Annotated in this window: 30 protein-coding genes; 14 read left to right on the top strand and 16 right to left on the bottom strand. The window is 60.1% G+C overall.

The features are described 5' to 3' along the window. Positions 1-13: 13 nt before the first annotated feature. Positions 14-1,168, top strand: coding sequence for an amidohydrolase (locus AAFN47_RS00525; protein ID WP_499807205.1), 1,155 nt, complete (start codon positions 14-16; stop codon positions 1,166-1,168). A 6-nt stretch (positions 1,169-1,174) separates the two neighbouring features. On the opposite strand, the gene AAFN47_RS00520 is transcribed toward AAFN47_RS00525, so the two are convergent. Then, a complete protein-coding gene (locus AAFN47_RS00520) occupies positions 1,175-1,846 on the bottom strand; it encodes a DNA-3-methyladenine glycosylase I (RefSeq protein ID WP_499807204.1) in 672 nt (223 codons plus the stop codon). A 22-nt stretch (positions 1,847-1,868) separates the two neighbouring features. Next, on the bottom strand, positions 1,869-2,261 hold the full coding sequence (locus tag AAFN47_RS00515; protein WP_499807203.1) for a DUF427 domain-containing protein: 393 nt from the start codon (positions 2,259-2,261) through the stop codon (positions 1,869-1,871). 383 nt (positions 2,262-2,644) lie between these two features. Here AAFN47_RS00515 and deoD point away from each other — a divergent pair, with 383 nt between their 5' ends. Continuing rightward, positions 2,645-3,355, top strand: coding sequence for a purine-nucleoside phosphorylase (gene deoD / locus AAFN47_RS00510; protein WP_499807202.1), 711 nt, complete (start codon positions 2,645-2,647; stop codon positions 3,353-3,355). Between the two features lie 3 nt (positions 3,356-3,358). Here deoD and AAFN47_RS00505 read toward each other — a convergent pair whose 3' ends face one another. From AAFN47_RS00505 to AAFN47_RS00495, 3 genes are all read right to left on the bottom strand, one after another. Next, positions 3,359-4,303, bottom strand: a complete 945-nt coding sequence (locus AAFN47_RS00505) for a polysaccharide pyruvyl transferase family protein (protein WP_499807201.1) — start codon at positions 4,301-4,303, stop codon at positions 3,359-3,361. 5 nt (positions 4,304-4,308) lie between these two features. After that, positions 4,309-5,115 carry a glycosyltransferase family 25 protein gene (locus AAFN47_RS00500; protein ID WP_499807200.1) on the bottom strand — a complete coding sequence of 269 codons (807 nt, stop codon included), beginning with the start codon at positions 5,113-5,115 and terminating at the stop codon, positions 4,309-4,311. A gap of 184 nt (positions 5,116-5,299) precedes the next feature. Continuing rightward, entirely contained in the window at positions 5,300-6,595 is a 1,296-nt protein-coding gene (locus AAFN47_RS00495; protein ID WP_499807199.1) for a Mur ligase family protein, read from the bottom strand. A 317-nt stretch (positions 6,596-6,912) separates the two neighbouring features. On the opposite strand from AAFN47_RS00495, the gene AAFN47_RS00490 reads away from it, so the two are divergent. The 5 genes from AAFN47_RS00490 (at position 6,913) to AAFN47_RS00470 (ending at position 11,051) form a co-directional block, all read left to right on the top strand. Next, entirely contained in the window at positions 6,913-7,368 is a 456-nt protein-coding gene (locus AAFN47_RS00490) for a TspO/MBR family protein (RefSeq protein WP_499807198.1), read from the top strand. Between the two features lie 100 nt (positions 7,369-7,468). Then, the gene (locus AAFN47_RS00485; RefSeq protein ID WP_499807196.1) at positions 7,469-7,978 is read left to right on the top strand and encodes a hypothetical protein; all 510 of its coding nucleotides are present in this window, start codon (positions 7,469-7,471) and stop codon (positions 7,976-7,978) included. A gap of 69 nt (positions 7,979-8,047) precedes the next feature. Then, on the top strand, positions 8,048-8,389 hold the full coding sequence (locus AAFN47_RS00480) for an ArsR/SmtB family transcription factor (protein ID WP_499807195.1): 342 nt from the start codon (positions 8,048-8,050) through the stop codon (positions 8,387-8,389). 47 nt (positions 8,390-8,436) lie between these two features. Continuing rightward, complete coding sequence (locus AAFN47_RS00475) at positions 8,437-9,852, top strand: FAD-dependent oxidoreductase (protein WP_499807193.1); 1,416 nt, start codon at positions 8,437-8,439, stop codon at positions 9,850-9,852. Beyond that, positions 9,849-11,051, top strand: coding sequence for an MFS transporter (locus AAFN47_RS00470; protein ID WP_499807192.1), 1,203 nt, complete (start codon positions 9,849-9,851; stop codon positions 11,049-11,051). Before AAFN47_RS00475 ends, AAFN47_RS00470 begins: the two co-directional genes overlap by 4 nt. Before the next feature lie 4 nt (positions 11,052-11,055). On the opposite strand, the gene AAFN47_RS00465 is transcribed toward AAFN47_RS00470, so the two are convergent. Continuing rightward, on the bottom strand, positions 11,056-11,340 hold the full coding sequence (locus tag AAFN47_RS00465) for a hypothetical protein (RefSeq protein WP_499807191.1): 285 nt from the start codon (positions 11,338-11,340) through the stop codon (positions 11,056-11,058). A 269-nt stretch (positions 11,341-11,609) separates the two neighbouring features. Here AAFN47_RS00465 and AAFN47_RS00460 point away from each other — a divergent pair, with 269 nt between their 5' ends. The 5 genes from AAFN47_RS00460 to AAFN47_RS00440 all read left to right on the top strand — a co-directional run bounded on the left by AAFN47_RS00460 (position 11,610) and on the right by AAFN47_RS00440 (position 14,752). After that, positions 11,610-11,834, top strand: a complete 225-nt coding sequence (locus AAFN47_RS00460; protein ID WP_499807190.1) for a hypothetical protein — start codon at positions 11,610-11,612, stop codon at positions 11,832-11,834. Between the two features lie 204 nt (positions 11,835-12,038). Next, positions 12,039-13,028, top strand: coding sequence for a TerC/Alx family metal homeostasis membrane protein (locus tag AAFN47_RS00455; protein WP_499807920.1), 990 nt, complete (start codon positions 12,039-12,041; stop codon positions 13,026-13,028). Positions 13,029-13,205: 177 nt separating this feature from the next. Continuing rightward, positions 13,206-13,829, top strand: coding sequence for a permease (locus tag AAFN47_RS00450; protein WP_499807189.1), 624 nt, complete (start codon positions 13,206-13,208; stop codon positions 13,827-13,829). Then, entirely contained in the window at positions 13,830-14,399 is a 570-nt protein-coding gene (locus tag AAFN47_RS00445; RefSeq protein WP_499807188.1) for a hypothetical protein, read from the top strand. Positions 14,400-14,464: 65 nt separating this feature from the next. Next, complete coding sequence (locus AAFN47_RS00440; protein ID WP_499807187.1) at positions 14,465-14,752, top strand: hypothetical protein; 288 nt, start codon at positions 14,465-14,467, stop codon at positions 14,750-14,752. Positions 14,753-14,760: 8 nt separating this feature from the next. Here the strand turns inward: AAFN47_RS00440 and AAFN47_RS00435 are convergent, their stop codons facing one another. Then, complete coding sequence (locus tag AAFN47_RS00435) at positions 14,761-15,621, bottom strand: acetoacetate decarboxylase family protein (protein WP_499807186.1); 861 nt, start codon at positions 15,619-15,621, stop codon at positions 14,761-14,763. A gap of 258 nt (positions 15,622-15,879) precedes the next feature. On the opposite strand from AAFN47_RS00435, the gene AAFN47_RS00430 reads away from it, so the two are divergent. Beyond that, positions 15,880-16,728 carry an amidohydrolase family protein gene (locus tag AAFN47_RS00430; protein WP_499807185.1) on the top strand — a complete coding sequence of 283 codons (849 nt, stop codon included), beginning with the start codon at positions 15,880-15,882 and terminating at the stop codon, positions 16,726-16,728. 3 nt (positions 16,729-16,731) lie between these two features. On the opposite strand, the gene AAFN47_RS00425 is transcribed toward AAFN47_RS00430, so the two are convergent. The 3 genes from AAFN47_RS00425 to AAFN47_RS00415 all read right to left on the bottom strand — a co-directional run bounded on the left by AAFN47_RS00425 (position 16,732) and on the right by AAFN47_RS00415 (position 19,815). Next, a complete protein-coding gene (locus AAFN47_RS00425) occupies positions 16,732-17,526 on the bottom strand; it encodes an IclR family transcriptional regulator (RefSeq protein ID WP_499807183.1) in 795 nt (264 codons plus the stop codon). Between the two features lie 108 nt (positions 17,527-17,634). Continuing rightward, positions 17,635-19,020 (bottom strand): phenylacetate--CoA ligase family protein, encoded by a 1,386-nt coding sequence (locus AAFN47_RS00420; RefSeq protein ID WP_499807182.1) that lies wholly within the window; start codon positions 19,018-19,020, stop codon positions 17,635-17,637. Positions 19,021-19,029: 9 nt separating this feature from the next. After that, positions 19,030-19,815 carry a GntR family transcriptional regulator gene (locus AAFN47_RS00415; protein WP_499807181.1) on the bottom strand — a complete coding sequence of 262 codons (786 nt, stop codon included), beginning with the start codon at positions 19,813-19,815 and terminating at the stop codon, positions 19,030-19,032. A gap of 257 nt (positions 19,816-20,072) precedes the next feature. Between AAFN47_RS00415 and AAFN47_RS00410 the strand changes: the two genes are divergently transcribed. Next, a complete protein-coding gene (locus AAFN47_RS00410; protein ID WP_499807180.1) occupies positions 20,073-21,005 on the top strand; it encodes a carbon-nitrogen hydrolase family protein in 933 nt (310 codons plus the stop codon). Between the two features lie 19 nt (positions 21,006-21,024). Here the strand turns inward: AAFN47_RS00410 and AAFN47_RS00405 are convergent, their stop codons facing one another. The 6 genes from AAFN47_RS00405 to AAFN47_RS00380 all read right to left on the bottom strand — a co-directional run bounded on the left by AAFN47_RS00405 (position 21,025) and on the right by AAFN47_RS00380 (position 26,457). Then, positions 21,025-21,741 (bottom strand): ABC transporter ATP-binding protein, encoded by a 717-nt coding sequence (locus tag AAFN47_RS00405; protein WP_499807178.1) that lies wholly within the window; start codon positions 21,739-21,741, stop codon positions 21,025-21,027. A 4-nt stretch (positions 21,742-21,745) separates the two neighbouring features. Next, complete coding sequence (locus AAFN47_RS00400; protein ID WP_499807177.1) at positions 21,746-22,498, bottom strand: ABC transporter ATP-binding protein; 753 nt, start codon at positions 22,496-22,498, stop codon at positions 21,746-21,748. Beyond that, positions 22,482-23,468, bottom strand: coding sequence for a branched-chain amino acid ABC transporter permease (locus AAFN47_RS00395; protein WP_499807176.1), 987 nt, complete (start codon positions 23,466-23,468; stop codon positions 22,482-22,484). The genes AAFN47_RS00400 and AAFN47_RS00395 overlap by 17 nt, the downstream gene beginning before the upstream one ends. An 8-nt stretch (positions 23,469-23,476) precedes the next feature. Further along, the gene (locus AAFN47_RS00390) at positions 23,477-24,352 is read right to left on the bottom strand and encodes a branched-chain amino acid ABC transporter permease (protein ID WP_499807175.1); all 876 of its coding nucleotides are present in this window, start codon (positions 24,350-24,352) and stop codon (positions 23,477-23,479) included. Between the two features lie 70 nt (positions 24,353-24,422). Beyond that, positions 24,423-25,577 (bottom strand): ABC transporter substrate-binding protein, encoded by a 1,155-nt coding sequence (locus AAFN47_RS00385; protein ID WP_499807174.1) that lies wholly within the window; start codon positions 25,575-25,577, stop codon positions 24,423-24,425. A gap of 22 nt (positions 25,578-25,599) precedes the next feature. After that, positions 25,600-26,457, bottom strand: coding sequence for an amidohydrolase family protein (locus AAFN47_RS00380; RefSeq protein WP_499807172.1), 858 nt, complete (start codon positions 26,455-26,457; stop codon positions 25,600-25,602). Between the last annotated feature and the right edge of the window lie 4 nt (positions 26,458-26,461).

The following is a 26,461-nucleotide window of genomic DNA, read 5'->3' as shown; positions in this document are numbered from 1 at the left end:
CTACTGTGCCCCGATGACGATTCCGGACCAGACTTTCGCAGAAATCAAAGACATTCGCCGTGACCTGCATCGACGGCCGGAGCTCTCCGGCGAGGAATTCGCGACCGCCGAAACCATCGCTGGGCATTTGCAGGCCTTTGCGCCGGACTCAATCCTGACCGGCCTTGGTGGCGCGGGCGTCGCCGCCATTTTCAACGGTCCGGGCGATGGGCCGACCGTGCTGATCCGATGCGAACTGGACGGTCTTCCAATCGAGGATCTTTCCGGTCTCGAACACCAATCCATCGTAAAAGGCAAAGGCCACCAGTGCGGCCATGACGGTCACATGGCGATCGTTCTCGCCACGGCGTTTCTGCTGGCGCGGGACAAGCCTCCGCGGGGACGCGTCGTCCTGTTCTTCCAACCGGCGGAGGAGAATGGCAAAGGCGCGCGGGCCGTCATATCAGACCCGCGCTTTGGAACCATCACTCCGGACTTTGCGCTCTCGTTGCACAATTTTCCGGGCTACCCGCGCCATAGCGTCCTGGCGAAAAAGGGATTTGTCACCTGCGCCTCCCGTGGCATGCGCATCGCCCTTGAGGGCCGCACGGCGCACGCCTCGGCGCCGGAAACCGGCGTTTCTCCAGCCGTCGCCATGGCGGAGCTGATCCGGCGACTGAACGCCATGTGTTGTTCGGCGCGACTTGACGAGGATTTTGTTCTGGTGACGGTCGTGCATGCGCATATGGGAGAAAAGGCGTTTGGCGTCTCGCCCGGTCACGCCGAAGTCTGGGCGACGCTTCGAACCCTGACTGATGAGCGGATGACGCAGCTTGTGAGCCGTGCTGAAGAGAGCGCCCGCGAGGTCTCCACAACGCACGGCCTGCAGTTGCATATCGACTACGACGACGTTTTCAGCGCCTCGGTCAACGACAGCGCCCTGACCCGGATGATCCGGCAATCGGCTGGCGAACTCGACCTGTCGCTGTTCGATCTGGAAGAGCCTATGCGTTTTTCGGAGGATTTCGGCGAGTTCGGAAAGATATGTCCGTCTGTGATGTTTTTCCTCGGCGCCGGCGCGGACCACCCGGCGCTTCATAATCCCGACTACGACTTTCCAGACGAGCTCATTCCGACCGGCGCGGCGATGTTTCACCGCACGGTCATGCGCCTGCTTGGCGGCAATTAACGCTGCTCAATCGCCCACCGTACAGGCGAGCACGCGGCTGATATGGGAAAAGGGCCGACCGGACTCTTCGCGCCACTGATTGAACGCCTCTTGCGCCTTCAAACGGTCCCGCTTCGAGGTCGCGGCCTTGTCGACCACCCCCTCCCTCACCAGCGCCGCCACCACGTCTTGCGACAGGATGAAACTGTCGCGTCCCATGAAGCGCAGGAGATACATGCCGGTGTTACCGCTCAGACGCGTTCCGCGCTGCTTCAGCACGTCCAGCAGACCGACATAGTCCTCGTCCGGCCATTCAGCGAAGAACCGGGCGGCCGATCCGTGTTGTTTCGCCAGATCGGCGAGGAACTGCGCATTGTCGCGGATTGCGGCGATCTTGGCGCCGTTGCGGATGACGCGCTTGTCGGAGAGCAGCGCCTCGATGTCCTCGTCCGTCATGAACGCGGCGCGGGCCACGTCGAAACCGTGGAACACTTCCTCGAAGGCGGGCCACTTGTTTTCGACGACTTTCCAGTTGAAACCGGCCTGAAAGATGCATTTGCTCATCGTGGAAAGCCAGCGGTCGTCCGGTATGGCGGCCAGTTCCTCAGGCGTCTTCGGCGTCGTCAGGGTCGCTTCAAAGGATTCCGGACCGCCCTTGCGATCCGCCGCCATTTTATACAATTCATCGAACGATCTCATGCACCATCCCCGTTCTTTCGAATTACTCCGCCTCGATTGTGATACTGACGCGTTTCGGGTCAAAGGCGATACGGCCAGCCAGCATGCCGGCGAAATCGAACGGATCGGCATAGGACCAGCCCAGATTCTCGGCCAATACATGCCCGGCGCCGTCGACAACGGAGAAATAGGTGGCGTCGCCCTTCAGCGGACAATGGGTCGACTTCTCCGTTTTCACGAGTGAGACTACGATGTCGGATTCCGGAATGTAATATTGCGGCGGATAGAGCCCCTTGCCCACTTCCAGAAGCCGAAGCGGCTTCCTGGATTCGGCGACCAGCAAACCGTCCAGCACGATCCGCACCGTCTGCGACAGACCATCGAGTTGCATGTAATGCCGTTCATTGTCGGGATTATGCACTGTCTGTCGGGTCATGCTCCTACCTCGTCTCCAGGTTGACATCCGATATGGCGTCTCGGCTTTGCATTTTCGATAGGATACGCCCAACGGACACCAGCCTGGAATGCCTTAACTCCAAATAATCCATTGTTTTTATTGGTTTTATAATTTCTGGCTTTGTTTCGGGAATTCGGCTTTTATCCGATCTGGCTTTGTTTCGGGATTCGTCCGTTTTGAATAAATACGCCTTCTCAACCGTCTGAAACACGAAATTTCCAAGCAGGGAAATCACAATGTTCCTTTTTTGTTCTATCATGTCGCAGTGTTGAATTGCAAGAGCGGCAATGGCGGTAATCACAATTGCGGGGAGCTGTGATAATCAGGTCTGCAGTGTGTTTCCACGAAATGAGAGCCAGCAAATGACACCACACAACGAAGCAAACAGCGGCGATTACGCGGAAGCGGTGTTGCTTCCCGGCGACCCCTTGCGCGCCAAATGGATCGCCGAAACCTTTCTGGAAGCGCCGCGGCTCGTCAATTCCGTCCGCAATTGTCTGGGTTTCACCGGCTCATGGAAGGGCAAGCCCGTGAGCGTGCAGGCAACAGGTATGGGGCAGCCGTCGACTGCCATCTATGTGCATGAACTGGTCACTGTCTATGACGTGAAAACGCTGATAAGGGTCGGCACCAGCGGAGGACTGACCACGAAGGTCAAGGTTCGCGACATCGTACTCGGCGCAGCCGCCTCGACCGACAGCGCCATGAACGTATCCGTGTTCGCGCCCTACACCTATGCGCCATTCGCCGATTTCGGCCTTCTGCGCAGCGCCGTTGAAAAGGCGGAGGATCGAAGCCTCAAACACCATGTCGGCGGATTGGTGTCGGGCGACGTCTTCTATCACGACAATCCGGCGGAAACCTATCGCAAGCTTGCCGAACACAATGTTCTGGCCGTCGAGATGGAGGCGTCGACGCTATACACGCTCGCCGCCCGGTTCGGCGCGCGGGCGCTTGCAATATGCGCCGTCTCCGATTGCCTGATCACGCGCGAGGAGATCGACCCCGTAGCGCGACAGAGCTCGCTGCACGAACTGGCGGAACTTGCGCTCGACGTGGCGGTAGAAGCCTGATTCCTACCCCGGTAATCCGGCAAGATCGCGCGCTTCGGAAAGCGAGTTCGCAAGCGCTATGCGGGGATAATAGTCCCGCCAGGTCTCGCAATAGGCCGAGATCTTGGCCGTTGCGTTGTCGATGGCGATCACCCGCTTGCCGAGGGCTTCCGCGAAAAGCGCGCCGTGCAGCCGGTCCGTGACTATGGTTTGCTTGTCCACCAGATTTCGAAGCGCTGCGTCCACCTTTTGCCGGGCCGTAAATTGTCTGATGCGCCAGCGCATATGCCGTTCGGGAAAGGCGTTGACGAGTTTGCCCGCCCGATTCCAGAACCTGAGCGCGGGCAGATCCGGCCAGTCCCAGGCGTCCAGACCATCTCCCTCGGCGCGTTCCAGAGCCGCCTCCCCGTCCGAGCGCAAAAGGCAGGCGACGCCCTTCCCCTCATTCGAAGGCTCGGGCAGACACAGGCTCGCCGGATCGGGGCAGAGGCCGATGTCCCTGTTCATCAACCGCCCGAACAGACGCTGGCTCGCGGCGTCCCGGGCTAGCAGTGTGAGGTCCGGATGGGACTGCAGCGTCTGAAGGATTTCTGCAGCGAGCGGATCGCCCTCGCGGTCGAGCCCGGTGTTGCTTTGCGGCAGCAGCACGACGCGACATCCGGGTATCGCGCGGATCGCCACGAGCCGCATCCGGTTGTGCTTGGCGTAGAGCGCGCCGAGATTGCCCCCGCCCAGAAAGAAAACCGAGCCGTCGCCAACCGCCCTGACGCAGCGATCGGCGTCGAAACCACGCAGCGTGGACGCATAGTCGGGCTGGCGACCGTAAATCCGGCGGAGGATTTCGCAGGCGCCGAGCCATATCGCGCAGTCGCCGGGGTTCAGATAATCAGGATAGTCCACCAGCGCATACTTTCCCTCGCGGCACCACGGTCGCCAGGAATCGACGAGTTGCGTCTCGGGAACCGTCAACGCCTTTAGGTCCCGTCTGTTTCCCGCTCGCCCGTAGCGAGCGAAGCCACCGGCCAGGTTGCTCGCCGGCGCTGCATGTGGCTGTGCCGGAAAACCGCCCACTTGGTGGCGCACTGGTAACGTATATTTCTTATGAAACGGCTTATGTCGCCGCCAGCCCAGAGATGTTCTCGGTCCTGGTTGATTTCGCTTGAGGTCTGCAGCACCTCCGACGGCTGGCAAAGGGACGGCTGCACGATCTTGACGCAGGCCTCGTGGTTCCACCACTGCTTCAAATCCATATCGACCGGCAGAGAGATGCGGCAAGCCCGTTCCGCCATATAGGCGGCCGCCGGTTTCGTGATCGCATAGCCGATGGTCGACATGGGCAAGATTCGCGCCACGCCATAGTAATATCCGTATCCAAGAAACTCCCTGTCGAAGAGATTCTTCGTCTTGTCGGAATAAAGTTTCAAAATGTCCCAGTCCGGCGTGCGGCGAGCGATCTCTTGCAAGACGGCGGCGGCGTCTTTCTCGAAAGTCGCATCATCCTCGAAAACAAAGGCGGCAGGGTGATCGCCCTGCGCGATCTCCTTCCAGACCGCGATATGGGAGAGATAGCAGGCGATCTCGGCGCGCGTGAGCGGTTTCTTGATGATTGCGTGTTCGGGCTGGACCGGCTGCTCATTCACCCGGGTGCGATCCAGCTCCGCGCCGTCAATCGCCGAAAACCGCCTGAACGGGAAACCGAGCCGCAGCATCTCCTGTTCGATCGCGTCCCTGCGGTCAACCGAACGGTCAAGATTGATGACGTGAATGGGCCAATTCAACATTTTATCGGGGTGTTTCGCCACTTTACATACACTGCACAGGGCAAACCGACAGGATTCTGATCCGATATTTGCCCGCCGCCATTAAGCCATTCAACAACACAACTTCCATTCACTTCAATTTATAATATCAACCAATTGAACGGAAAACGCAGTAGCCGGTCGCCGTCCATCCGCATACCACCGCTCAAGCCGCGCTGCTCCGATCTTCGGCATCGGCTGGCGTGGAGTGCTCAAGGCCCCTACCCAACACACGATCGCCACGCAACTTGTCGCAATAATGGCAAATGGTTTCCCGTCCGCAATATTCGACCCAACAACTGATCGGCTCTTCCCGATCGTGCCAAAGCCTCTCCAGATGGTCGGCCTTTGTCGACTTGACATAAATGAGGTCGTTTGGCCGCCTTGTCTCTTCAATGAAGCGATTGAGCCGAACGACATCATCGAACATGCGCAGCCGCCCGTCGGATTCCTCAACGACCTTGCGAACAAGTTTGGATTGCTTGCCATAAAAACAAACGATGTCGGCCACTTCCAACGCCCTCCGCGCTACATTGCGATATTTGCTGCTGGCTGCGCCGCGATAGCCGGATAGCGTTCCGACAATCACGATCTTGCGGGGAGACCGGCTGTCGCGAACCACCTCCATGCTGCTTTCGAAACTGGTGATGGCGTTCTTGAAGCAGTCGAGAACGAAATAGGAGCCGTCCGGAAGGTGGTGAATGCTGTCCCGGTATAGATACGGCTCGAAGCCTTCCAGCGTTTCGCATATTTCGGCGAACGGCACGCCCAGACTTCTGGTTGTCGCGATCGCAGCGGCAATACTTACGAGCCATCGGTTGCCGGCCAATTGCGTCCTGATCTCGCGGGTTTCTTTTCCGTCAGTCACGGTCAGGCGCAGGGTGTCCGGCAGACCGTCCGACCAGTCCAGTATCCGGATATCGGCTTCTTCCGACTGACCGTAGGTAACGACCCTGCAACGGCAGCGATCGCGGATGGCAAGCACGCGGGGATCATCCGCGTTCAGGACAGCCAGCCCCTTCTTCGGCAATCGGGATGCGATGGACCCCTTTTCCACGGCGACGTCGTCGAGATCCTTGAAAGCCTTGATGTGATCGCCGGTGACGGTGGTGACGACCGAAACCGTCGCGCGCATGAATTTGTTCGCCTTCGCGAGTTGCCCCGGATAGGAGCCGCTGGCCTCCTGCACCCAGTACTTGCAGCGCCAGGGAAGGCGCGCCAGCCTCTGGGAAACCGGACGCGGCGCGTTGGCGTCAACGCCGAGATGTACCTTGCCGCGTTTGGCGAGAATGGCGTAGATCATGTTTGTCGCGGATGTCTTGCCGACGGTGCCGGTGATCGACACCACCTCTTCCGGGGCGCCGAAGCGACGGATCATGGAGCCGCGCCAGACATAGAAGTCGAACCGCCTCTCTCGCACGAAACTTCTTATGCGTCCGTTCTTGTCGCCTCGAATATCCAAGCGTAATGGCCCCCACTTACGTTCACATATATACAAAAGGACAATCGAGTTAAAAGTAAGATGAAACTATTCGGTAATTGTGGACAGCATCGAAAACTGCAAACCACTATCGAATTGACCGTGGTCGAGTTCACCGAATCCAATACTCGCAATTGTTCGCTTCTTTATCTGGATTGCTGAGAAATTGGGAGCTGTCGCGGTTATCAAGAATTGGCAAGGCCCTATGAGCGGATCGGAACCCAACGTTGAATTGCGCGTTGGTATGTTTATCCAGTACATGTGCTTCCAGTACTTCCAAGAAGGGCTGAAATTCTGAAATGGCGCTCGTCTTATTCCTGATTCTCGTGGCGCTTGCCGCTTCCGGCGGCGTCTTCTTCCGCCCCGGCAAGCACTACGAAGCGCTGAAAAAGCCGACCTGGACACCGCCCAACCGGGTTTTCCCGGTCGCCTGGACTATTCTCTACATCATGATCGCGATCGCAGGCTGGCTGGTCTGGCGCGCGGAGGGCGCAAGCGCCGCGTTGTGGTTCTGGGTCATTCAGTTGGTGCTGAACGGCGTCTGGTCGTGGTTCTTCTTCGGCCGCAAGGCCATTCGTCTGGCGCTTTACGACATCCTGCTATTGCTCGCGATGATCGTGGCCTTCATCATCGCGGCCGCGCCGGCGTCCACTTGGGCGGCGCTGCTCTTCCTGCCCTATCTCGCCTGGGTAGGATTTGCGACGGCTCTGAACTGGCGGATATTGCAGCTGAACGGACGTCAATCCAACACGTGACGACGCCAGGCGCTCTGCCCTGCCTGTAACGCCCGGTTGTACGGTTGGCGCGACCGGGGTATTTCAAAGGCGCGCAGGATTGAAACGCCGGAGAAACGCCATGACACACGGACGCTCGAAATCCGCTTCGACACTGTTGATAACAATGACGATGTTGGCCGGGACGACCGTGGGAAGCCTCGCAGCCGGCATGGCCTGCGAATCCTTCGACGTGGTGAGCGACGGCAGCAAGCGGGCTGTCGAATTCGTTGACGTCAACAATGACGGACCGGGGGTCGGCGACTACCGCATCGGCGCGCGGCAATTGCTGAACGCCGACGGCAACCCCGTTGGCGAAACCCATTGGACACTGCTTCTCATGAACAGCGTTGCCGGAGCCGCGCCACTGACCTCCATCCAATGGATCTTCATGTTCGAAGACGGAGAAATCTACTCCAACGCCGTCGGCGGAGGAACGAAGACGGCGGGAGAAACCGGCCACCCGAGCCTCAGCAGCTTCCGCGGACCAGTGAGCGGTGGAACCGGCGCGTTCAAAGGCGCGAGCGGTGTTTTCGACGGCGTGATCGACGGTCAGACGATTACGTTCACGTTCGATCTGTCGTGTGATTGAGTCGCCCTATTTCGATAATCTTCGAAATAGGGCTTGACATATCGACAACTCAGTAGCATTTCTATTTCCATGAACATCGAAATAGCATCACGCCAGCTCGAAGCGCTCGGCAACCCGTCGCGTCTCACGATCTACCGGACTTTGGTTCGGGCAGGTCATGCGGGGTTGGCCGTTGGACAGCTTCAGGAGCGCATGGACATGCCGGGCTCGACGCTGTCGCATCATCTCAAGCGGCTGATCGACATGGGGCTTGTGCGGCAGGAACGCGCCGGCACAAGTCTGATCTGCCATGCCGAGTACACCGCGATGGATGCCCTGCTCGGCTTTCTGGTCAATGAATGCTGCGCCGATGAAGGCAACTGCCTTCCGCCCGCCGCCAAGATGGTTCGGCGGACGGAAGCGGCGACCTAAAATTTGATTTTTATTTCGAAATTTCCGGAAATATGGAAGGATTAGACATGACCTCGACAAGCACTCTTCCCGTGGCGATCGTCGGCGCCGGCCCGGTGGGGCTCGCAGCCGCTGCGCATCTGGTTGCGCATGATATCGAGCCGCTTATTTTCGAACGCGGCGCGCAGGCCGGCGCGACGATAGCCGAATGGGCGCATGTGCGCGTCTTCTCACCCTGGAAATACAATGTCGACGCCGCCGCCCGGACGCTTCTCGAGGGCGACGGCTGGCAACTGCCCGACCCGGACTACCTGCCGACCGGCGGCGAGATTATCCGTGATTATCTGGCGCCACTTGCCGGCCATCCCGCCATAGCGCCGCATCTGCGACTGAACGCGGAGGTGATCGCAATCAGCCGCGAGGGCCATTCCAAGCTCGATTCGGAGCGGCGCGACGAAGCCCCCTTCACAATCGTGTGGCGAGACGCGGACGGCGTCCTGCGGCGTGCACAGGCGCGCGCCGTTATCGATGCTTCGGGCACCTGGGTGAAGCCAAATCCGATCGGCCGCGACGGATTGCCCGTTGAAGGCGAGATCGAGAACGGCGACCGCATCGTCTATGGCATACCCGACATTGCCGGCGACGCGCGTGGCGCTTATGAGGGCCTGCACACGCTGGTGATCGGCTCTGGCCATTCGGCCATCAACGCGGCGCTCGATCTCATCGACCTGAAAGACAACGCGCCGGAAACCCGCATCACCTGGGCGACCCGCTCCGGCGGGATCGGACGGCTTCTTGGCGGCGGACTGAATGACGCGCTGCCCGGCCGGGGTCGTCTCGGCCTGCGCGCGGTCGAAGCCATCCGCTCCGGCGCCGTGACGTTGCACTCCCCTTTTAGCGTGCACCGCATAGCGTCCGAGGACGGCTCATTGCAGATCGACGGGGTGGAAGACGGCGACAGCGTGCGCTTTGCCGTGGACCGCATTATCGTGGCCACCGGCTTCCGTCCGGATCTGACGCCGCTCGCAGAGCTTCGCGTGTCGCTGGATCCGGCGGTGGAAGCCCCTCCACAGCTTGCGCCGCTGATCGATCCGAACCAGCACTCATGTGGAACCGTGAGGCCGCATGGCGTGGTTGAACTGGCGCATCCGGAACAGGATTTCTACATCGCCGGCGCAAAAAGCTATGGCCGCGCGCCGACCTTCCTGATGACAACCGGCTATGAGCAGGTCCGGTCGATCGTCTGCGAACTGGCGGGCGAGCATGACGCCGCGCGCGAGGTGCATCTCGAACTTCCCGAAACTGGCGTGTGCAACACCTCCCCCCTGCCCTTGGCCGATAGCGAAACCGCCGGTTGTTGCGGCGGAGCGCCGAAACATGACGAAACCGCTTGCTGCGTCGCCGACGAAGAGGCAAAAGCGGAAGGCCTTTCCGGTTGCGGATGCGGCTCTGCCAACACCGTCAAGGAAACCGCCGACTCATGATCCTGTCCGAACGCCAACGGACGATATCCGCTCTCGGCATTGTCGAGATTTTTGCCTGGGGCAGCACCTTTTATCTGATGGCGGTGCTCGCCGGGCCGATGAGCGCGGATTTCGGCTGGAGCCCCGGCGCAATCACATCCGGTATTTCGCTCGGACTGCTTGTTTCTGGCCTTGCAGCAAGCCGCGTTGGCCGGATCATCCAGGCCCGTGGCGGCCGGCAAGTGCTGGTGGCCGGCATGGTAATGATTTCAGCGGGGCTGACGGTTCTCGGTCTGGCCGAGAGCTTTCCCGTCTATCTGTTCGCCTGGGCGCTGCTCGGCCTCGGCATGTCGGCAAGCCTCTATGACGCCGCCTTTTCGACGTTGGGGCGTCATTATGGGAGCGGCGCGCGCTCGGCGATTACCGTCTTGACCCTTTGGGGCGGATTCGCGAGCACCGTCTGCTGGCCGATCTCCGCCTTTCTTGTGGAGGCCGTGGGCTGGCGCATGGCCTGTTTCGCCTATGCGCTTTTGCACCTGACCGTGACGCTGCCGTTGTGCTGGTTCGCCCTGCCGCGCGGCGTCAGCACGGCTACGGGCCAAGATCATTCCGCCAACGGCGGATCGCGCGACATCATTGGCCGTTTCGATCTGAGGTTCTGGTGCATTGCGCTGGCGGGGACGGTTCTTGCAGTGCTGTCCTCGATCTGGTCCATCCACCTCATCACCATCCTGACGGCGGAAGGATATGCGCTGGCGGCGGCCGTCGGTCTCGGCACGCTGATCGGCCCAGCGCAGGTGGGCGCCCGGATCCTGGAAATGATGGGGCGCGGACGCCATCACGCGATCTGGACGATGATCGCGTCGACGGCGCTCAGTCTTGTCGGCTTCATTGGCCTCTATTTCCAACTGCCCGCCGCCGCCGCTCTCGTCGCTTACGGCGCCGGCAACGGCCTGTGGTCGATCGCCCGCGGCTCGCTGCCGCTCTCCCTGTTCGGCCCGCGCGACTATCCGCGCATCATGGGACGTCTGGCGACGCCCATGTTGATCGCCGCCGCAGCGGCGCCCATGCTCGGAGCATTTCTGATCGAAGGCTACGGTGCGCGCGGCACGCTTCTCGTGCTTGCGCTGGGCGCCACGATCCCCTGCCTGGCGGCGCTTGTTCTCTCTCTGGATCTCCTCAAGGAGCGCAAGGATCTCAGAAAGGCGGGCGCTGTTTAACCAGTCACTCGTCCGGGGACGTCTCCAAATTGAAGACAACGATCCAGACATAGGCGGACGACCACAACACCCCCGCAAGCGTCAGGGCGTAGAGCGCCATCTTGATGTCGTGCGACAGGTAGAGGTAGTTGGAAACCGCCCAGACGAATGCGAACGAAACCCCGGTGATCTCCGCAAGCAACAAGAGCGTGGCTGCGACCACGCCAATCATGCGGCTTGTGTCTACGATACGGTTTTCGGCTGAACGCAAGGGAGGCAGACGCAACAAACCCGCGAGACGGGAATGCATTGGACGAAACTCCGGACATGTGCGGCGTGATTGCCGCAGCAAGGCCCGGAATCATCGCCTCGATTGCGGCCGATTGGTGGCCGAACCGGTCCGAGTAGAAAATTATGTTTCGCACAGATCCTGCGTTCAGCAATCGTTATCGGCTGTAACCCAATTTGCATCCGACTGCCGACGTGACAGGCGCTTTCCGCCACAGTTCCGCCATCGTGCGCTCCGGAAATCCTGGTGCTTCGGCGACGCGCCGAAGCATTCACCAACAGGAGACTATCATGAACAGATACGTCGTGGCGTGCGCCCTCATTGGCATCGTTGCGGCAGCCGGATGCAACAACGGCGCCGGTTTCGCATCAGTCGACGCCGACAGCAACGGGACCATATCCATGGACGAAGCGGCGTCCGGAATGCAAATGGACGAAGCCAGATTCAAAGCGGCCGACACGAATGCTGACGGCTCGCTCGATTCCTCGGAATACGAGGTGGCGAGCGCCCGGTAACATTTCGCATGGGCAAGCCCTCCGTCTCCCAAGACGGAGGGTCGAATAAAATATAGACCGGGGCCTCCCTTGCGCACGCTCAATGCTCATCCCATCTGATCCTGCGTCGGAGCGCAACCGTCGTCTCCGGCCAGCTCCCACGGCTTTGACACAACAATACCGCTCAAAGAGCTGCCTCAATGGAGGTGACTTGAAGTGGGTCTCATGCTTGTCGACGCGTTCGGCTACCCCTTGTGGATGTGGCTGTCGTTTCTCGTGCTCGTTCTTGTACTGCTGGGTCTTGATCTCGGCGTCATCAACCGCCGGCGGCGGGACATCGGATTTCGCGAAAGCCTCTATCTGTCGGCATTCTACATATCGATCGGGATCGGATTTTCGCTCTGGATCGGCTATGCGCTCGGACGCGACGCGGCATTCGATTATCTGACGGGGTTCGTGGTCGAAAAAAGCCTCGCCATGGACAACATCTTCGTGATCGCGATGATCTTCGGATATTTTGCTATCCCGCGTCCCTATCAGCACAAGCTGCTGATCTACGGCATCGCCGGCGTGATCGTGTTGCGCGGCATCATGATCGGGGCCGGCGCAGCGGCCGTGACGCGGTTCGAGTGGCTGCTCGACGTTTTTGCCCTGTTCCTGGTTTTCACCGGATTGCGGCTGATGATTTCCGGCGAAAAGCAATACGATCCGGGATCGAACATCCTGATTCGCTGGGTTTATCGTCATTTTCGAGTGACAGAGGCGCTGCATGACGGCAAACTCGTGGTGCGCCTGCCGGACGCCGGCGGAAAGCTGAAATATCACCTCACGCCGCTGATCCTGGCGCTGGTCATGGTGGAAACGGCGGACGTCATATTCGCCGTCGATTCGATACCCGCCATCTTTGCGATCACCACGGATCCCTATGTCGTCTATACCTCGAACATCTTCGCGATCCTGGGCCTGCGCGCATTGTACTTCGCCCTCGCGCCGCTGCTTCAGCGATTCAGATATCTGTCTCAAGCTCTTGCGCTGATTCTCGTTTTCATCGGCGCAAAGGTGCTCGTATCCAGCCTTCTGGGGCTTGAATCGATTCCGGCCTGGATTTCCCTGTGCATCACGCTTTCGATTCTCGCCGGCGGCGTCGTCTATTCGCTGTTGCGGGATCACCGCGACAGAACTGCTGCAGGCCAGGCCGCGGAAAAATCGCAGTGAGCGCATCGGGTGACCGATCTCAAGGAGTATCTCAATGTGCGTCGGAATCTCGAGACGGAAGTATTGCTTAATATATTAAATGCTTCCTCTTGCATTGATTTGCATATTGCCGCCGACAGTCGCATAAGGGTCTTCGACATCACGTGACCACATGTCATTCGGAGATCCCTTCACGGCATGAACAAGCAGGCTGAAGATACGTCCCAACCGCCCACGCCCGCCGAAAACAACGCAGACCCGCCGGAAGATGACGGCAATAAAGGCAAACAGGGCGGCCTCTTCGACAAGATGACGATCTTCTTTGCAGCGCTTGGCCTCATTGCAGCCCTTGCGCTGACGACACAGCGCGGATCGGACGTGGTCGTCGAGTCGCTGACCGACTCCGTTTTCCTCGCAATCGGGCTGCTGCCGCAAATCGCCGTCGGCCTGTTTCTCGCATCCCTTGTCAGCGTCATGGTCCCGAAAGACACGGTCGGCAAATGGCTTGGCCAGAACTCCGGCCTGAAGGGCCTGATCGGGGCGACGATCATCGGCGCGATCATGCCCGGCGGTCCCTTCGCTTCTTTTCCGCTGGCGCTCGCCTTCATTGCGGCCGGCGCGGATATCGGCTGCATGATCGCGTTTCTGCTGGCCTGGGCGACAATCGGGCTGAACCGCCTGCTTGTCTGGGAAGCGCCCTTCATGGGCTTTGATTTCTCGATGTTGCGCTTCTTCTGCAGCTTGCCCGCTCCTATCATCGCCGGCTTCGCCGCACGGTGGCTGGTGCGCCGCTTTCCCTCGATACGACCGGATATCGGTTAGATGAGTCTCGGCTTTTACATACTGGCGGCGTTTTCGCTGGTGTTGCTCGCCGTGCTTGCGCAACGTTCGCCTGGGAAAATCCCCGAGGTCTTTCGCGCTTCGGGACGGCAGATCAGACCGCTGCTGATCCGGCTGCCGGTCGCGGTGATCGCCGCCGGGCTTCTTGGCGCGCTGCTACCAAGTTCCTTGATTGCGGAGCTTCTCGGTCGCGACACCGGACTGATCGGAATGGCGACTGCGACTGCGATCGGCGCGCTTCTTCCCGGCGGGCCCTTCGTGTCGTTTCCGCTGGCGTTGCTGGTGTGGCAGGGCGGCGCCGGCGAGGCTCAGATGGTGGCGCTTCTGACCTCCTGGTCGATCCTCGGCCTTCACCGGGTCATGGTTTATGAACTGCCGATCCTGGGCGGCCGCTTCGTCGCGACCCGGCTTCTTGCCAGCTGGTATCTGCCGCCGCTCGTCGGCCTGCTCGCCCTGCTGGTCATTTTGTCGGGCGCGGTCGGCGATTCACGCGACCATATTCCGGACAGTCCGGCCATGACGGAAGAAGCACAACCGGAGTCGTCTTCGTGATCAGAATTTTGCAACGGTTGGTTCTTGTTGCTGGAGCGATCGTTGCGATCCTAGCGGCAGGCTTCTTGAGTGTAGTCCTCATAATACAACTTCTCTACATGAACCCCATAGAGCAGCTTTCCGAGAGCATCGACGTCGGCATGGATCGCGAACAGGTGATCGCAGCGCTCGATGAATTCGCCGAAAGTCGCGACGATAAATCGTCCGGTTGGTTTGGTTACCGTTTCCGCTACAACAAGGATGGAGACGAGTTCTACATCGGCTACAGCAACGGATTCGACGGGTCGAATCTCTTCGTCAATTTCAACGAGATCAACGGTAAGGTGATCTCCAAAAGCTACATTAGAGATTGATCGGAACGTCACCCTACAAGGGGTTCGAAATCCATATCTTCCTCGATGATCGTCGCCGGGAAGGCAGGCAGGACCCAGCCGGTTTCCCGCAGCGAACATCCCGTGACCTTTGCGTCGCCGAGAACGGCGAGATTTTCGTCGCCGCATGATCCGAATTTCAGACTGGCTTCCGCAAACGCCGGTTCGGAGGCCCAGCCGCTGTGGGTGTCGATGCGGAGCAACTGACGAATCCTGTTCTTCGGATCGCCGTCCGGCGCAACGATGTGGCGCACGGAATAAAACCCCTGGAATGGGGGCACCTTCGACGGTGCGATGTCATCTCTGAGCGCGCCTTCCATCTCGATGATCGGGCTGCCGTAGCGACTGATCCTGGCGCCGAAGGTCTTGCGCGTGCCGACATCGGAGAATTTCGAGCCTTCTTCGGGAACGATGGGCCAGACAAGATCGATATCCGCCATCTTCTTCGGCCAGCCGAGCACCTCGCGCGCCTTGTAGATTGCCCAGTCGCGGTCGAGCCACATGCCGATATTGTAATGCCGCTCCGCGGGGTCCCCCGGATAGGTGACGCCGACCGTCAGGCAGACTTCATGATAGGCGGAATAGCCGATGCCGCGCGCTTCCTCGCCGACCGGATTTCTGGTGAGGTAATAGAGTTTCAGGAACGCCGAATGCGGATCGACCGCTTTGAGGGGCGCAGGAATCCACGGCGAGAGATCGGTCTCGGTTTTGAAGGTCAGATAGATGACCCGGCCGATATATTTCTCCTCCACCATGCGGTAGCTGGAGAGCGTGTCCAGCCCGTAAGGGGCGGCTGCGCCGATGAGTTTTCCGTTGCCCGTCATATCCACCTCGTTCGAACCAATCTTCATCACCTTCAGCCGGCGTTTCTTTCAGCGAAACATCTAAACTGATGGTGGAAGCGTATCGTGAGCACCCCCGACAAGCAAGCCTGCGCCGGGCGCGTTTCCGACAACACTTAATTTATTCAGCAATGGTTTTTGCGGCTTTACTACCTGCACTTCGTGGACAAAGATCGATTGCGGATCTTTCATTGATGGATCTCGAATATTTGTTCCGTTGAACGGAACGAAAGCTCCGATCGGACTCAAGCTCAAAGGATATTCACCATGGCGACAGTCGTCGACGCATCAGTCAATTACCGGGGCAAAACGAAACTGCCCTTCTACCAGTCGGAGCTGCGACGCGCCGCCCGCGAACGGGCCGAACGCCCGATGACGGCCGAAGCCCTGCTTCCCGTGCTGGACGATGCGGGCATCGACAAGGCGGTGCTGATATCAAGCATCGCCGCCTCCGGCGTGGGCGGCGAAGTGGACGCCATTCACGCCGATGAGGTCTATCCGCAACTGCAGAAGGCGCCGGACCGCCTGTTCGGCTATGTCGGCCTCAATCCGACGCTGCCGATCAACGAGAACGTCCGCTATCTGGATTACGCAATCCGCGAACTCGGCTTTCGCGGCGCCCATGTCTATCCGCACTGGTGGGGCATCCGTATCGATGATCGCCGCTACTGGCCGCTCTATGCGAAATGCGAGGAGCTCGGTGCGCCCATCATGTTGCAGGTCGGATCGCCCACGCCGCGCAACCACGCAATGATCGCCGCGAAACCGAGCTGGCTGGACCCGGTCGCCTACGACTTCCCGAAGCTGACCATCCTCGGCATTCATATCGGCTCGCCCTGGGCCAACGAAATGATCATGATGTGCCGCAACTACGAAAACGTCTACATGGTCGCCGACGCGCACAAGCCGTCGACCTGGGAGCCGGAGCTGATCGAATATCTGAATGGCGGCGGCCGCCGGAACCTCGACGGCCTCGAAAAGATCATCTGGGGGTCGGACTGGCCCATTCAGGACATCAAGGCCTCGTTCGAGGAAGCCAAGGCGCTGCCGATTTCAAAAGAGGCGATGGATAATCTGCTGGGATTGAACGCCATGCGCGTGATGAACCTGGGTTGACCGTCAGGTTCGCACAGCTCCGTCGGAACCGGCGTTGATCTTCCTCGCAACGTCGAGGACCATCGGGATGAAGCGGGCGATCGCAGCGTCGTCGAACCGGAACTCCGGCCCGCACAGGCTGATTGCGCCCACAACCACGCCGGCGGACGAGAATATCGGCGCTGCGACCGAAGCAGCGCCGGACTGGCGTTCGCCGCGGGAAGCCGCATAGCCCTGCCCGCGAATTGCCTGCAGCCTCTCCAGCAATTGTTGGCGATCTGTGACAGTTTGTTTTGTCAGACCCGGCAGTTGACCGTCCAGAATGCGGTCGCGATCCGCCTCTGCGAGGTTTGCAAGGATGACGAGGCTGGACGCGCCAGCGTGCAGCGGGTAGCTGCGCCCGATATCGACCGTCATCTTGATTTCCCGGGGAGACACGAACTGCTCGACATAGGCTCGACGATCATTGTCGAGCAGCGACAGGGTGGTGGTTTCGCGCGTGGCGTCGCGAAGCCGGACAAGTTCGGGTCGCGCCACGTCGCGAATGTCCAGGCGCGAGAGGCTGCGCGCGCCCAGAATTGCGGCCGCAGGTCCAAGGTCGTAGACGCCCCTGTCCGATGAATGCCGCAACAGCCCCTTTGCAACCAGGGACTGCAGGATTCGGTGCACGACCGCCTTGCTCAGACCCAATTGGCGCGCGAGCGCGCTGACGCCGAGACCATCATCGCTGGAAGAAAAGGCAAGCAGAACGTCTGCGACCCGGTCCGCAGCCGTCGTTCCGCGCGTGAGTTCGTTCGTTCGCACCTTTCTTGTCGGCACGGTAGCGTTCATCCTGCATTGTCAGCGCGGGCAATCCACGCCAGTCGCAATCTGTTACAGGACGAGCTCGCGACAGTTCAAGTGCCGCTGCAGCGTTGCGCAATCTTTCTACTGCGCCTTCTTTCTCAAATCGATGATCGGCTTGGCTTTCCAGCCGCCGCCGGCGAGAACCGCTTCGTTGGCGCCGACCGGCTCCATGACCGGCATCACACCGATCGTGGCCTTGACCTTTTCAGCGGCGCGGCGACCGATGTCTTCGCCGCCACTGCTCGGGCGGAAACGGATGCGCAGGCGATCCATCGAAAGCACGTCGGCTTCGTCTTCCTTGTCCACGAAGGCCTGGAAATCGGCGATGCCACCCTCCGCAGCCAGCGCATCGACGAGCGCCTGCGGATTGACGAGCATGCCCTTGATCTTGACGAAGCCGTCGCGCCGGACGGGTATGCTGACAAGGCGCTCGGTCAGCGCGCCGCAATGCGGGCATATCGTGCGCGTCAGCCGCGCCGTATCGCCCAGCGCGTAGCGCAGAACGGTCGAACCTCGCCGGTCGAGATGGGTCAGAAGGATCAGCCCCTCTTCGCCATCAGGGACCGGTTCGTGTGTTTCGGGATCGACGGCCTCGAAATAGAACTGGAGCGGCGCGGGATTGAGATAGCCCGATCCCGGCGTGCATTCGACCATGCCGCCCTGCATCTCGGTCGCGCCGTAGGACACGCTGATCTTCGGATCCCGCGCGCCAAGCCGTTTCAGGCGATCGACCAGATCGCGACGGGCTTCCTCGCCAAAACCTTCACCTGTCACGAAAACCAGCCGCACCGAGGGTAAACGCACGCCCAGTTCTTCCGCGCGGCCAAGCATCTTGCGCATGTAGGACGGCACGCCCCAGAGGATGGTCGCGCCCGACCGTCCGGCGAGCGCGCAGACTTCATCCATCCGGTTGCCAAGCTGCGGATGACGCGGGCTCGGCGCGCCCGGCATGGCCGCAACGACCGGAATACTGAAAGAGGCTGCCGCATTCATCGCCCGCGCGAAAGCCCCGTGCGGATGGCTCGTCAGGGGAAACAGGTTGAGGATCACGTCTTCGGCCGTCACCCCGCGCAGGCGCAGCATGTTGCGGTTCACCGCCAGTATGTTGACGAAATCGTAGGAGGTCGAGACGAACTGCGTCGGGTCGCCGGTCGACCCAGTCGTGTACATTACATCCCAGACGATGCGTTCGGTCGCGTCGAACGTATCCGGGAGTTTCAGCGTGAAGTCTTCCGGGCGGCTGACAAAGTCGGCCTTGCCGGTTACGGGCAGACGTCCGATGTCTTCGATGCCGGAGATATCCGACCGGGCGATGCCCTTTTCGCGATAGAGCCTGCTGTAGTGCGGGTGGTGCTCGAAAACCCGGTCCAGTGTCGCGGAGAACACCGCGTCGCGCGCCTTTGCAAGATCCTCGGGATTGGCGAAGAACAGGTCATCGGTCACGATCGGCTTTTTGATTGTCGTCATCGGGAGATGTCAGCTTCTGGTCATGTCAGGGCTCCACAGCGCGGCGTTCTCTCCCTCAACCCGCGACATGGACATGTGGTATTCGTAGATATCCGGCCGATACAGCGCGTTCAGATATTCAACGGGACGATCGTTCTGGTCGACCACCGTGCGCTTGACCCAGAGGAGCGGATAACCCGCCTCGATTTCCAGCAACGGCGCCACCATCGGATCCGCGAGCTTTGCCGAGACAGACTGGTCGGCAGCCGAAACCTTGACGCCCGCCCGCTCCATCAGGAGCAGAAGCGGCGTCTCCGAAAGCTCGCGCTCGTCGCAGTGACGTCCGATTTCCTCCGGCAGATAGGTGGTCAGATGCGAGAACGGTATGTTTTCATGAAAACGCACCCGCACGGCGCGCTGAACGGTGGCGCCCGGCTCGATCTTTAGCTTTTCCGCAATCGCCGGAGGCGCGGGAACATAGCCGAACTCAATCAGCTTGACGCGGGTCCTCAGACCCATCGCCATCAGATTTTCAAAAATTCCCTTGAGGTTCGCCGAAATGGCCTGCGGGGCCTGCGGCAGGCGGGCAAAGGTGCCCTTCCCGCGCGCGCGGCTGACGAAGCCTTCCTGTTTCAGCCGATCCATCGCGCGCCGGATCGTGATCCGGGACACGCTGAAGATCTGCGACAACTCATGTTCTGAGGGAATTTGCTTGTCGTCTGCAAACTGCCCCTCCTCGATCTGCTGACGCAGGACGACGTAGACCTGGTGGTGCAGTGGCGTGACTGTGTCGTTCGATACCGATTCTCTGCGCACGGGCCTCTCCACAAATATTGTTATATTGTTATGCTTTTTAAGTACAATGATGGCAAGTGCCTGCGCCCGCCAATTTGCCTGTCCGGGATCAGGGCTCCTCCCACACCATTGGACCGGCGCCGCCCGCAACTCCCTTCTCGCGGGCACAGACTTATCATGTCTAATCCGAATCCTGTTCAGAATTCTATTATTGTTATATCAATACATCATTATTTGGCAAAGCCCCGACAGAACGGATCATCAGGAGACAGACCGACATGGCAAAACACGTGGTTGCGGCCGCCCACGCCTCTTCGATTATGCTCGACAAGCGGGCGTCGCTCGCCAAGGCCTGCGACCTGGTGCGCGAGGCGGGACGCTCGGGCGTCGAACTGCTGTGCTTTCCTGAAACCTTCGTTCCCGGATTTCCCTACTGGATCAATCTCTATGCGCCGGCGGACCAGCACGGCATCTATGTCGGTTACGCGGATCAGTCGGTGGACCTGTCGGGCGACGAACTCAAGCCGCTTTGCGATGCGGCTTCAGAAGCGGGCGTCGCCGTCGTGCTCGGCCTCAGCGAGCGGGCCGGAGGCACGATGTACAACACCCAGGCGTTCATCGGCCAGGACGGGGAATTCCTGGGCAAGCATCGAAAGCTCCAGCCGACCTATGCGGAACGGATGATCTGGTCGCAGGGCGACGGCGCGACATTGAAAGTCCATCACATGGCGGCCGGGCGGGTCGGCGCCCTGATCTGCTACGAGCACATGCTCAACCTCGCCCGCCAGGCGCTGATCGATCAGGACATGCAGATCCACTGCGCGAGCTGGCCGACCTTCGCAAGCAACCGTGACGCCCGCAACGCGATCTACGACATGCGCGTCGAGGCGCTTATGCGGTCTCACGCCATCACCGGCCAATGTTTCGTCATCGTCGCCCAGAACCCGGTCACGCAGCAGAATGTGGACGCGATCGAAGCGGCCATGGGTCCGCAATCCGTTCTCGGCGTCGGCGGCGGATGGTCGGCGATCATCGGCCCGACCGGCGAATATGTCGCCGAACCGCACACCGGTCTGGAGGAAAAGCTCGTGATCGCCGAAATCGACCTCGAAGCCATTCGCAGCGCCAAGGTGCTAGCCGACACGTCAGGTCATTACTCTCGCCCGGAAGTGCTGTCGCTGACGGTTGACGAAAGACAGTTTCGCAAGTGAGGCGGCGCGGCGGCCGCGCCTAGCCGCGCACGCCCATGTAAAGGCGCGAGACCCTTTCGTCGGCGATCAGCGCCTGCGCCTGGTCCTGGATGCGGACCTGGCCGAGTTCCAGCACATAACCGCGATCGGAAGCCAGGAGCGCCTTCTTGACGTTCTGCTCCACCATCAGGATGCCCTTGCCGTCTTCTGCCAGCCGACGGGCGGTGGAAAACACCAGATCGACCATCTTTGGCGCGAGGCCAATGGACGGTTCGTCGAGCATTACCACCTTGGGGTCCATGATCAGGGTTCGGGCGATCTCGAGCATGCGCTGCTCGCCGCCGGAGAGACTGGCGGCGAATTCGTCCCGGCGTTCCCTGAGGATCGGAAACATCTCGCAGACCTTGACGATGCGCTCCTGCAGCAACTTGGCGTCATCCAGCAGATAGCCGCCCATGCGCAGGTTTTCGGTGATCGTCAGCTTCGGAAAGATGCTGTGGTGCTGGGGAATGTAGGCAAGGCCGGTCACCAGCATCCTGTACGGGCTGACCTTGAAGATGTCCTTGCCGTCCAGCAACACCTCGCCCTCGCGCACGGGCGTCAGGTTGAAAATGCTCTTGAGGATGGTCGACTTGCCAGCGCCGTTCTGTCCAATAACGGTCACGATCTCGCCCGCCGCGACATCCAGATCGACGCCGTCGACGATCAGCCGGCCGCCATATCCGCCTTTGAGATTTCGTATTTTCAGCATGGTCATGAGCTTATCCCAGATAGGCGTCGATGACGCTCTCGTCCGCCTGAACCTGCTCCGGCGCGCCCTGCATAAGAACCCTGCCCTGGTGCATGACGATGATCGTGCTGGCGAGCGACATGATGAACTCCATATTGTGCTCGACGATCAGGAAAACGATCTTCGTTTCCTCGTAGAGCTCCACGAGGAAGTCGCGCAGCGTGTTCAGCAGCGTCGGGTTGATGCCGGAAGCCGGTTCGTCAAGCAGCAGGATGCGCGGCTTCGACATGAAGCAGGAGACGATCTCAAGAAGCCTTCGCTGGCCATAGGACAGGTCGCTGGCGGGCTGGTCGGCGTATTGTTCGAGATTGATGAGACGCAGCAGACGCCGCGCCTCCACCTCGGCGTCGCGTCGATGTTTCGTGTTGCGCGTGAACACCTGCAACATCTCGCTTGTCATGCGCTTGCTTTGCGCGGCGAAGAGCACGTTGTCGAGGCAGGTTTCCTCCGGCAGCACGCGGCATTCCTGGAAGGTTCTGGCAAGGCCCTGGCGCGCGAGTTTGTACGGCTCGACGCCGTCGACACGCGAGGAATGAAAAAGCACCTTGCCGGCGTCCGGAACCTGTCTCCCGCAGATGATGTCGAACATCGTGGTCTTTCCGGCGCCGTTGGGACCGATCAGACCATAGATGCCAGTCTTATCGAGTGTAAACGACGCGCCGTCGACAGCCTGGATGCCGCCGTAGCTCTTCGAGATGTCGGAGACTTCAAGTATAGCGGACAACGTTCGCCTCCTTGTTGGTCAGCTTCCGGTAGGCGACCTCCGCCGCGCCGCAGATGCCGCGGGGCGCAAAGCGGGCGAGGATGAGCAGGACGAAGCCGAAAAAGATGAGTCGCATTTCCGCGGCGACACGCAGAAATTCCGGAAGCGCAATAAATGTGATGGCGCCAATGACAGGGCCGACAAGATAGCCGGCGCCGCCGAGGATAAGCATCATCATAAGATTGATGCTCTCATTCATGTCGAACGACAGCGGCGCAGCGGCGCGCAGGAACAGAACCTTCATTGCGCCGCCGACGCCGGCAATCGCCGTCGACAGGACAAACGCCGCCAGCTTGTGGCCGAATACGTTGACGCCGCGCGCCGCCGCAAGCGACTCGTCCTGACGCAGCGACGAGAGCGAGCGCCCGAAGTCCGAGCGCACCAGGATGTATTGCAGCCCGAAGATCAACGCCGCGATGATGAAGGTAAGAACGTAGAATCCCGTCAGCGAACGGAAATCCAGGACAAACGAACCAATCTCGATATTGCCTGGCCGCGGAATACCGGGCAGTCCCTCGGCGCCGCCGGTCAAGCCGTCAAGATTGTTGAACAGCGTGAAGAGAATCATGCCGACCGCAAGCGTCACGATGATGAAATAGTGGCTGCGCAGGCGCAGGCAGGGAATGCCGACCAGAAAGCCCAGAAATCCGGCGGCAAACATGCCGCCAAAGAGCGACGGGACGAAGGGCAGTCCCACATCTTTCATCAGCAGCGCGGTTGTATAGGCGCCGACGCCGGCGAAACCCATATGACCGAGTGAAACCAGGCCCGTGTAGCCGTAGAGGATATTCACGCCAATCGCGGGGATCGTGTAGCAGAGAGCCAGGGTCAGGACGTAGAGAATGTAGGGCTGACCGCCGAAAATGAACGGAGCGAGCACGCCAAATGCGAGGATGACAATGGTGACGATGGTGGAAAGGGACAGTTTCATGATCACTATCAATCCTCTCCGCGAACCCGAACGCCGAATATGCCCCAGGGCCGGATGAGCAGCATGAGGATGAGAACTCCGAATGTGATGGTGTCGCGGTAGTCGGTCGGGATAACCAGCGTTGACAGGGATTCGACGATACCGATGCCAAGTCCGCCGACGATGGCGCCGGGCACGCTGCCCATGCCGCCGATGACGATGGCCGAAAGCGCTTTCAGCATCGGCGCGTCGCCCATCTGCGGAAAGATGATAAAGAGCGGACCAAGAAGCGCGCCGCCGAGGCCCGCCAGCCCACAGGCGATCATGAAAGTCAGCGTATACACGCGGTTCGGATCGATGCCGACGACCACGGCCGCTTCCGGCGCCTGGCTGGTGGCGCGCATCGCTGTTCCGAGGCGCGTATGCGTCAGGAAGAGGTAAAGCGCCGCAACGGCCGCCGCGACCACGCCCATGATGACGAAATGCTGCAGGGTGAAGGACAATTGGCCGAACTTGACGAGTGTCTCGACGGTGGTCGGACGCATCTGAAGGGCGTGCGGTCCCCAGATCTGCACCACCCCGTTCTGGATGATGAGGATGAGACCCAGCGATGAGACGATCTGCATGCGCAAATTGTCACGAAGCGCGCGGAACACCAGTCGCTCCAGCACAATACCGATTGCGGCCAGCGCCACCATCGAACCGAGAATTGCCAGCGGATAGCTGCCTGTCCAACTGAAGAAGAAGAGATGCGTGAGGTAGCCCCCGACCATGAAGAGGACGCCATGGGCGAAGTTGAGCACATGCATCACGCCGTAGATCAGCACCATGCCAAGCGCCATGAGGACATAGATCGAGCCCATCATTGCGCCATTGATGAATTGTTCGAGAATTGCGGTCGCCATCGTGGCTCCGGTCAACAGGTGGGAGAAGCGGACAACCGCCCCGCCTGAGCGGGGCGGTCACGGTTTTCGGTCAGCCAGCGCCGCAATCAGCAGCAAGATCCTCAGGGGCAATGATCTTGCGGCTGCCGTCTTCACACCATTCGGTGATGTAGACGGGCGGTGAAGCCTGACCTTTCTCGTCGAACGAGATCGTACCGATCACGCCGTCGACAGAGATCTCTGCGAGCGCATCGCGGATGGCGGCGCCGTCGGTGGTGGTGCCTGCGGCCTTCATGGCCTCGACCGCCACGAATACGCCATCATAGGATTGCGCGGCGAAGCCGTGCGATTCCTCGCCATACTTTTCCTTGTAGGTGTCGGAGAAGTTCTTGATCCGCTCCATCGGGGCATTCGGCGGAAACGAGCTGTACTGCACCATGCCATTGAGATATTCGGCGTTCAGCCGGTCAAGAAAGCGGTTGGAGCCCATCGCCAGCGTACCGATCAGCTTGGCGTCGAGGCCTGCGTCGCGGATCTGGCGGATTGCAAGAGCGCCCGGCTCCTCGTCCATCAGCAGCATGATGGCCTTGCTGTCTTCATTGCGGATATTCGTGATGTGGTTTGCGAAATCCACCTCGCCGACATTGAAGAAGCCGATATAACCGAATTCGAAATCCTCAGGCAGCAATTCCCGCATGCCGTTGGCCCCGCCGCGGCCGGTATCGTTGTTCCAAGCGATGAAGGACAGCGGCTCGGAGTCGATTGTCTCGACAAATGCGGCAAGCGCTTCGTTAAGCTGGCCGCTATTGGCGTTGACCCGGAAGAAATAGGGATTGCCCTGTTCCGTCAGGCTCGACGCTGTCGGCACGGTGACAACGAGCGGAACCTGAAAATCCTGCGCAATCGGCGCTTCGGCGGCCGCAACAGGACTGCACAGTTCACCCAGCACGATCGGCACCTGATCGACAGTCGCCAGGCGCTGCATTGCGGACGCGCCCTCGGCGGCGTTGCAACGCGTGTCATAGACCTTGAGCTCCAGCATGTAGGTCGTGTCACCTACCTGGAAACCGCCGTTGCCGTTGATTTCGTCAACAGCAAGGTTGAATCCGTTCATCTGAAACTTGCCGGGAGCGGCAAGCGGTCCGGTTTGCGCCGTCACGATCCCGATCGTCACAGTCTCGTCGGCATAGGCCGCCGGCGCCATGAACGCAGCGGCGAGTGCAGTCGTCAACAATAGCTTTCGCATGGGTTGCTCCTTGTTCCCTTTCTTATTCCAGTCCATAGACGCGCATGGCGTTGTCCCGCAGGAACAACTGCTTCGCGTCCTCCCGAAGAGCGAGATCCTCGATCTCGTCTATCGTCCTCTTGAAAGCCAGCACGGGATAATCGGTCCCGAACATGACTTTGTGCCGCCCATACGTGTTGATGTAATGCACGAAGGATTGCGGCCAGTATTTGGGGCTGTGCGCATCCGATCCGATGAAAACGTTCTCGTGTTTCCACGCCATCGCGATCATTTCTTCCGTCCACGGTATGCCGACGTGGATGCCGATCAGCTTCAATTCGGGAAAGTCACAGGCGATATCGTCGAGCAGGATCGGTCTGGCGACGCTGCGCAGAGGCCGCTTGTCGTAATAGACCAGGGACTGGCCGACCTGCATCTGGATTGGTACGCCCAGTTCCACGCATTTTGCGTAGAAGGGATAATATTTGCGGTGGTTCGGCTCGATTTCGTACCAGTGCGGATAGGTATGCGCGCCGATGAAGCCCATGTCCCTAACAGCAGCTTCGAGGCGTCGTACGCCGTCCATGCCTTCCGTCGGGTCAACGCCGGCCAGGCCGGAAAAGCGGTCAGGCCAGGCGGCGACCGCCTCCGCAACCCATTCATAGGGCATGTGCCAGGCGCCAGGCGTGCCTTCCTGGCCAAGCTTGCAGGCAATCAGGAAGGATCGTTCGATCCCGGCCTCGTCCATTTGCCGAATCATGTCTTCATGCGTGACCGATTTGACGTCGGATTCAGCCCGTCCGATTTTCTTCGTATGAAAGGTCCGCGTCCATTCCGGCCGTGCCGCGACTATCTGCGGCGTGAGCGGATTGACCACAATATCGACGGCCTTGATTGACATTCGG

The sequence above is a fragment of the Hoeflea sp. CAU 1731 genome, from assembly GCF_039888615.1.
Classification (GTDB): domain Bacteria; phylum Pseudomonadota; class Alphaproteobacteria; order Rhizobiales; family Rhizobiaceae; genus Flavimaribacter.
The sequence above is the reverse complement of the archived record's forward strand: the minus strand, read 5'-3'. Positions and strand labels throughout refer to the sequence as shown.